Source organism: Marinibactrum halimedae, assembly GCF_021234875.1.
Taxonomy (GTDB): Bacteria; Pseudomonadota; Gammaproteobacteria; order Pseudomonadales; family Cellvibrionaceae; genus Marinibactrum; species Marinibactrum halimedae.
The window spans coordinates 1-3,332 of the sequence record NZ_JAJQVM010000073.1; the positions used below are offsets into that span (position 1 = coordinate 1).

General features: G+C 49.5%; 3 protein-coding genes. 2 read left to right on the forward strand and 1 reads right to left on the reverse strand.

Annotated elements, in window-relative coordinates:
• Both LU351_RS20095 and xerC read left to right on the forward strand, forming a co-directional pair.
• On the forward strand, positions 1-1,983 hold a 1,983-nt coding region (locus LU351_RS20095; protein WP_232595873.1), incomplete at its 5' end, for a hypothetical protein.
• Between the two features lie 4 nt (positions 1,984-1,987).
• Positions 1,988-3,013: a site-specific tyrosine recombinase XerC gene (xerC, locus tag LU351_RS20100; protein WP_232595874.1), complete on the forward strand. Its 1,026-nt coding sequence runs from the start codon at positions 1,988-1,990 to the stop codon at positions 3,011-3,013.
• A gap of 106 nt (positions 3,014-3,119) precedes the next feature.
• On the opposite strand, the gene LU351_RS20105 is transcribed toward xerC, so the two are convergent.
• Positions 3,120-3,332, reverse strand: a 213-nt coding sequence (locus LU351_RS20105; RefSeq protein WP_232595875.1) for a hypothetical protein, incomplete at its 5' end; no start/stop codon positions are given.

Here is a 3,332-nt window from a genome sequence, read left to right on the forward strand (position 1 = left end):
CCAGCTCGCAAGAGTTTAGAGTTGGTGATCAGAAAAGCGGAATGGTTGGGCAACGGAAAACCACCGGAAATTACGACAGAAATGGCGGTGGAGGTCACGGAAGAACATTCTCACTCGGCATTTATCGAGGAATTAGAGTCTTCTCTTTTAGCGGCTTCAGAAGAAGTGGAAGAGCCAGAAAATGAAACCGAAGTTGACAGTGTGGCAGAGGAAAAAAACGAAGCGATAGAACTTCCCCCTTTAGCCGCCAGTCCGTTACCGCACACACCGGACGACGGCATTCGCTGTGAAATCTCCGAACACCAAATCCTGTTAGACATCGGTGGTCGGGGGTATCGAGTGCGGGGCTTGACGACCAACGCCGACAACAGCCACTTAAAAATTAATTTAATGGCGTTTAACGACAACGGCTTCCACAACGACACGTTAGAACTTTATAACGCCAAGCAACGCCAGGTGTTTATCAACCAGGCGCACCTTGAGTTGGGCGTGAAAGACGAGGTGATAAAAAAAGACCTAGGCAAGGTGCTGTTAAAACTGGAAGCCTTGCAAGATCAAAGTGCGCTGGAAAACATCGAGCCAGAATCAAAACTCCCAGAGATCACCACGGAAGAAAAAAGCGCGGCATTGCAGTTGCTGAACGATAAACACCTACTGGCTCGCATTGCCAACGACTTTAACCGTATCGGCTTGATCGGCGAAGACAGCAATAAATTAGTGGGTTACTTGGCGTGTGTGTCGCGGAAATTACACCGGCCACTGGGTGTGGTTATCCAGTCTTCGAGCGCGGCTGGCAAGTCGTCGTTGATGGAAAGTATTTTAAAACTCATGCCGCCCGAAGAACGAATCCAGTACTCCGCCATGACCGGGCAAAGCTTGTATTACCTCGGTGAAACCAGCTTAAAACATAAAATCCTCGCCATTGCCGAGGAAGAAGGGGCCAGCAATGCCAGCTACGCCTTAAAACTTTTACAAAGTGAAGGTGAAGTCACCATCGCCAGCACCGGCAAAGACGAAGCCACTGGCGATTTAGTGACGAAAGAATATCGGGTAGAAGGCCCGGCCCAGTTGTTTATGACCACCACGGCCATCGACATTGACGAGGAATTATTAAATCGTTGCTTGGTACTCAGCGTCGATGAAAGCCAAGACCAGACAAAAGAAATCCATCAACGGCAACGCTTCGCGGATACGCTGGATGGCTTGTTTATGCAGTCGGAAAGTGACGAATTAATCGAGCAACACCGCAACGCGCAGCGTCTTCTCAAGTCTTACGCCATCGTCAATCCTTACGCTGAGCAGCTGACGTTCTTAAGTGACAAAACAAGAACCCGCCGCGACCATATGAAGTACTTAACGTTGATCAAAACCATCACGTTATTGCATCAATACCAGCGGGAAATAAAAACAGAAACGCGAGGCGATCACACCGTTGAATATCTGGAGGTCACGTTGGATGACATCGACATGGCCAATCAATTAGCCCATCAAGTGCTTGGAAGAACCCTTGATGAATTACCGCCACAGACAAGAAAACTCTTAACGCTGATACAAACGTGGGTGCAACAAGAATGCAAAAGCCAGCAGCTGGCACAGAGTGACTTCCGTTTTAGCCGCCGTCATGTGCGCGAACTCTGCGGGTGGAGTGAAAAGCAAGTCAGAGTCCATATGCAGCGGTTAATGGAAATGGAGTACGTCATTACGCATCGTGGTGGCCGGGGGCAAACCTTCGAATACGAATTGTTGTACAGCGGTGAAGGGGATCAACAAGACAAATTTATGTTGGGCTTAGTGGGAACGGACTCTATTAAAAATAAAATTACGACAGCCACTTCGTCCACGAATAAAGAAACCTCGTGCCCCCAACGTGGCCCCATCGTCGGGGGTTCGTCCAAGGTAGAAAATAACACTCAGCCCTTGAACGGCAAGGCTTACAGAGAAACGTCGTGGGTTAGTGATAAAAACGTGTCTCCGGTGGTGTAAAAACATGGCCGTCAAACGTAAACGTAACATGGTGTACCGCCGTGAAAAAATCGCCATCGAACACACGCACTTTTACGCGTATTTATTGCGTTACAACGAAGCCATGTTGATACGCAATTACTCTGACAGCACGCTACATCGTCGTGACAGTGACATCCGCCGCTTTGTGAGTTGGTGTGAAGAAAGAGGAATCGATCACCCCCGCGACATTACCAAGCCGATACTAGAGCGTTACCAAAAACATCTGTATTACTATCGCCAAGATAATGGCGAGCCTTTGTCTGTGGTCAGCCAAATTCATTACTTGGTGAGCGTCAAACAGTTCTTTAAATGGATGACCCAAGAAAACCACTTACTGTACAACCCGGCTTCAGAACTGCGAGTGCCTCGCCAGCCCTCCAGCTTGCCGGTGGTGTTAACGGTGGAAGAAATTAATCAACTGATGATGCAGCCGGACTTAACCACACCTTACGGCGTGCGAGATCGGGCGATGCTGGAAGTGTTGTACAGCACTGGCTTACGGCGTTCAGAACTGTGCAATCTAGAAATGCATGACCTGTCGATACCGCGACAAACCTTGTACGTTCGTAAAGGCAAAGGGGGCAAAGATCGGCTGTTGCCCATCGGTGAACAGACGGCAAAATGGGTTGAACAATACCTGCTGTCGGTGCGTGCGTTACTGTTGACCGACATTAACAATCAGACACTGTTCTTGAATGACTACGGTGAGAAGTTCCGAGATAACAAACTGGGTGATCGGGTCAAGCGGTACATGAAAAGTGCCGGGATTACCGCACCGGGCAGCTGCCATTTACTGCGTCACGCCATGGCCACGCACATGTTAGAAAACGGAGCGGATCTGCGTTTTATCCAAGCCATGTTAGGTCACGCCAACTTGCAAGCCACGCAAATTTACACCCACGTCTCCATTCGAAAGCTTCAAGAAATCCATTCGACCACACACCCCGCTCAACAGAGCGACGACAGAAAAGCGTTCTTAGCGGCACTCGCCGAAGAAGCCGACGACTAGCGTCGTCGTGCCTTCGCCCATCTCCTGATTCTGACCTTCCCAGCTACCCACTTCTGTCACCGCAACACTGGCAGTGTTGCGCCTTACGCGCATGTAAAACCGACGACTACCACTCCCCCAGTGTGGTGGCCTTCGAATCTGAATTAATGCGATTAAAAAAAGAACGAATGTTAAAGCGTGCGCCAAAGTTAAGGGAAAAGTCGCGTCGGGGGGTGTGACTTGTTAAAGTGTCGCTGCACTGTGCTGCGTGTTCTTTAAAGGCTTGATAGCACTGGGCTGTGTGGAAATGTAGGTATGATGTTGCGTAGGCGGACGATAC